Origin of the sequence: Arthrobacter sp. Hiyo1 (assembly GCF_001263615.2) — a bacterium.
Classification (GTDB): Bacteria; Actinomycetota; Actinomycetes; order Actinomycetales; family Micrococcaceae; genus Arthrobacter.
Genome location: NZ_DF952471.1, coordinates 384,256 through 387,715, shown reverse-complemented (window position 1 = coordinate 387,715; position 3,460 = coordinate 384,256). Strand labels below are relative to the sequence as shown.

Here is a 3,460-nt window from a genome sequence, read left to right as displayed (position 1 = left end):
CATGCCCACCTCGGTGAGATCCTCGCCGTCGTACACCACTTCGATAGTGACGTCGCGGGAACCGTCGCGCCGCACCCCGCCTCGATCAACATGCCCGACGGCGGCGCGCGCCGCGAGTGCCTCGGCATGCGTGCCGAACTTAATCAGTACGGTGGCTGCCGCGGCGACCGCATCGAGCTGGCCGGCAGGGGCTCGGCAAGCAGCCGGGAATGAAACGCCAGCACGGAAGGGAGATCGGAAAGCTCCACCAGGAGGGCACGCGGGCCGGACCAGCGATTCCCGAGAGGCTCACGCGAAGCTCCGTACGGTGACCCCGGCGGCTTCGAGCCCCGCGCGGACGGCGGCTGCCATGGCCACGGCACCGGGAGTGTCTCCGTGGACGCAAATGCTTTCTGCGTGGACGTCCAGGATGGAACCGTTGCGGGCCACGATTTTTCCCTCTGTTGCCAGGCGGACCATATTTTCCGTGATGGCGGCGTGATCGTGCAGCACGGCGCCTTCTTCGCGGCGCGACACGAGGGTGCCGTCCGCGTTGTACGCGCGGTCGGCGAACGCCTCGGCCACTCCCCGTAGCCCCTTCGCTTCCGCCTTCGCGAGTGCGACGGAGCCCGGCAGGAGAAGAAGCGGGAGCCCGGGACTGAAGGCATGGACGGCGTCGGCCACTGCCTGGGCGTGGACCTCGTGGTGGACGATCGTGTTGTAGAGGGCACCGTGCGGCTTGACGTACTTGATCTCGGAACCGGCAGCACGGGCCAGGGCTTGGAGTGCGCCGAGTTGGTAGAGAACGTCGTCGGCGAGTTCCGATGCGGAGCAGTCGAGGAACCGGCGGCCGAAACCCGCGAGGTCCCGATAGCCCACGTGGGCGCCAATGGTCACTCCGGCGGCTGCGGCGTCCCGGCAGGTGCGGGCGATGGTGCTGGGATCTCCGGCGTGGAATCCGCAGGCCACGTTGGCACTCGACACGTAGCGGAAGACTGCGGCGTCGTCCCCCATGGTCCAGTTGCCGAACGATTCTCCGACGTCGCTGTTGAGGTCAATAAAAGGCATTGTGATCCCCGTCTCAGGTTGAATACCTCACCATCATGCCTGAAATGCCAAGATTGTTCAACAATCTTGGTTGCGGGGCCAACTGCCCGGGTTCCACACGTGAGGTCTCGACCCTTTCAGCGAGCGAAAGGGACGAGACCTCACTTTTGGATTAGTACCTGTTCCTAGGCCACCGGTACCGCAGCGACGCGGCTGTTGGCGGCGACGATCCTGGCAGCAGTTGCCTGGCCCATCCGGACCGCTCCGTCCACGTGCTGGTAGCCTTCAGCGGCCAGATCGGAGGAGGACCAGAAGATGGGTCCAACGTTGGCGTGCTGGTCCTTGCCGTAGCGGTGTAAACCACCCAGGTCGTAGCTGGCCGCGTAGGCTCCGCGGGTCCATTCCTCGGAACCCCAGTCGGATTCGTAGTAGACCTCGGCATCCAGGGCCTTGTCGCCCAGGAAGCTCGCGATGGACTCAAGGACCTTCTTCTTGCGGTCCCCGGCGCTGAGCTCGAAGACGGCGTCTGCTTTTTCGTCCGAGATGAAGCCCACCAGGGTTCCGCGGGTGTCTCCGTGGTTGGTGTTGTCGTAGACCTCCTGGACCAGGGCGTCGGCGCCGAAGCCCGTGCCGGACAGGCCGTCTTCGCGCCAGAACGGCGTGCTGTAGACAGCGTGGACCTTGATGACCAGGCCCAGGGACTGGTGCTGGTGCATCTGGTGTTGGCGGCGCGGCAGCGGCGGGTTGTAGGAAACGCGGGAGTACAGGTTCGGCGGGACTGCCATGATCACGAATCGCGCATTGACGCTTGCGCGCTCGGACTCAACAGTGACGCGGTGGCCTTCACCCGCCGGCTCCCAATTGATGGTGCGGACCGGGCTGTTAAGTACGACGTCGTCGCCCAGTTCCGCGGCGATCAGCAGGGAGACCTGCTGCATGCCGCCGATAACCCGCTTGTCCAGGATGAAGTCTTCGTCCGTCAGGTTGGAGAACGAACCTGCGGAAGCCGCCATCAGGACCGCTTGCAGCGCGGAGAAGGCATGGGCCGGCTTGGTGAGCATGCCTCCGGCGATGAAGAGGCCGATATTATTGCAGGCTTCCTCGTCCGTGGAGTTCTGGCGCAGCCAGTGGTGGAAGGAAATGGTGTCCAGTTCGCGGGCTTTGGGGTGGGCCCAGGGTTCCTCAGGGCCGATCTCGGCGGCGAGGCCATCCAGGATGGCGGTGAGCTTGTCCATCTCGGCTGCGGTGGTTTCGCTCACCGGGAAGGAAGCCCCGGTGTAACGGGTGCGGCTGCCGTCCGGCGCCAGGTAGACAGACTCGCCGTCGCGGTAGCGCGCGTACATCTTCAAGCCCAGTTCGTCCAGCAGCCCCATCAGGCGGTCTGGTCAGGGGACACCCATTGTCCGCCGATTTCCAGCATGGCCCCGTCAATCGTGTCGGTCCACGTGCGGCCACCGACGCGGTCGCGCGCTTCGAGCACGGCAACGCTGAGTCCGGCCTTCTTCAATTCGCGGGCGGCCGTCAACCCCGACGGACCGGCACCGACAATTACGACGTCGCGATCAAGATTCAACATGATGTCCTTTCTGTGGCCGTCCCCGTTGGCTGACCAATAAATGAATGACGTTCATTTATTTCAACTGTAGCTGCCTTGGCCCCGGCTGTGAAGACCCAAATGGAATAATGCTGAGGACACAGCCTCCAGAAAGGTCAGCGATGCCTGAACCCACCCCCGCTCCCGGCGAGACCAAAGCGCGCCGCAGGGCAGGCCGGCCGATGGCGGCGGTCCTGGACCAGGACGGCATCACTGCGGCGGCGCTGGAACTGATCAGCAAGAAGGGTTACGACGGCCTCACCATGGCGGCCCTCGCCCGCTCCCTGGGTGTCGCGCCGTCGGCCCTTTACAACCACGTGTCCTCCAAGGACGAAGTCCTCAAGCTCGTGGAAGAGGACCTGATGTCCAAGGTCGACTTCGGCGGTTTCAGCACGCTTCCCTGGGATGAAGCCGTCCGGCAATGGGCATATTCCTACCGCGGTATCTTCGCGAGGCACACCCCGCTGATCTCGGTGATCGCGGTCCTGCCCGTGACGGACGCCCCGCAGACGCTCGCCATGTACGAAGCTGTGACGGAGGGATTCCTCCGCGCGGGTTTCCCGGAGAAGCAGATCATCCCGAGCATCGTGGCCCTCGAGGCCTATATCTTCGGCGCCGCTTTCGACGCTAACGCGCCGGCGGACATTTTCGATTCCGGCCGCTTGGCCGACTCCACGCCGCACTTCACCTCAGCCGTCCGCAGCCTGGGACCCGAGCGGAACAACTACCCGTCCGACCTCGCGTTCAGCATGGGCCTGGATGCACTGATCACCGGGCTAGGAGCGCTCCGGGCGTAGCCCAACTGATCCCCACCGCCACCCTCGCCTCGCAAGTCCCGGG

3 protein-coding genes and 1 pseudogene are annotated in these 3,460 nt (G+C 64.8%); 2 read left to right on the top strand and 2 right to left on the bottom strand.

Annotated features, from left to right (window positions below):
• Nucleotides 1–213 (top strand): hypothetical protein (locus AHiyo1_RS24760; RefSeq protein ID WP_172465589.1); only part of this gene is annotated, 213 nt, incomplete at its 5' end.
• A gap of 75 nt (nt 214–288) precedes the next feature.
• Here AHiyo1_RS24760 and AHiyo1_RS13325 read toward each other — a convergent pair.
• Together AHiyo1_RS13325 and AHiyo1_RS13320 are read right to left on the bottom strand one after the other, a co-directional pair.
• Complete coding sequence (locus AHiyo1_RS13325; protein ID WP_059388890.1) at nt 289–1,047, bottom strand: LamB/YcsF family protein; 759 nt, start codon at nt 1,045–1,047, stop codon at nt 289–291.
• Between the two features lie 164 nt (nt 1,048–1,211).
• Nucleotides 1,212–2,602 (bottom strand): annotated as a pseudogene (locus AHiyo1_RS13320) (flavin monoamine oxidase family protein).
• Between the two features lie 107 nt (nt 2,603–2,709).
• Here AHiyo1_RS13320 and AHiyo1_RS13315 point away from each other — a divergent pair.
• A complete protein-coding gene (locus AHiyo1_RS13315; RefSeq protein WP_059388889.1) occupies nt 2,710–3,417 on the top strand; it encodes a TetR/AcrR family transcriptional regulator in 708 nt (235 codons plus the stop codon).
• Nucleotides 3,418–3,460 lie beyond the last annotated feature (43 nt).

Bases quoted from the DNA above. Each gene is read 5' to 3' on its own strand.
- AHiyo1_RS13325 (WP_059388890.1), bottom strand. From the start codon at position 1,047: ATGCCTTTTATTGACCTCAACAGCGACGTCGGAGAATCGTTCGGCAAC.
- AHiyo1_RS13315 (WP_059388889.1), top strand. From the start codon at position 2,710: ATGCTGAGGACACAGCCTCCAGAAAGGTCAGCGATGCCTGAACCCACC.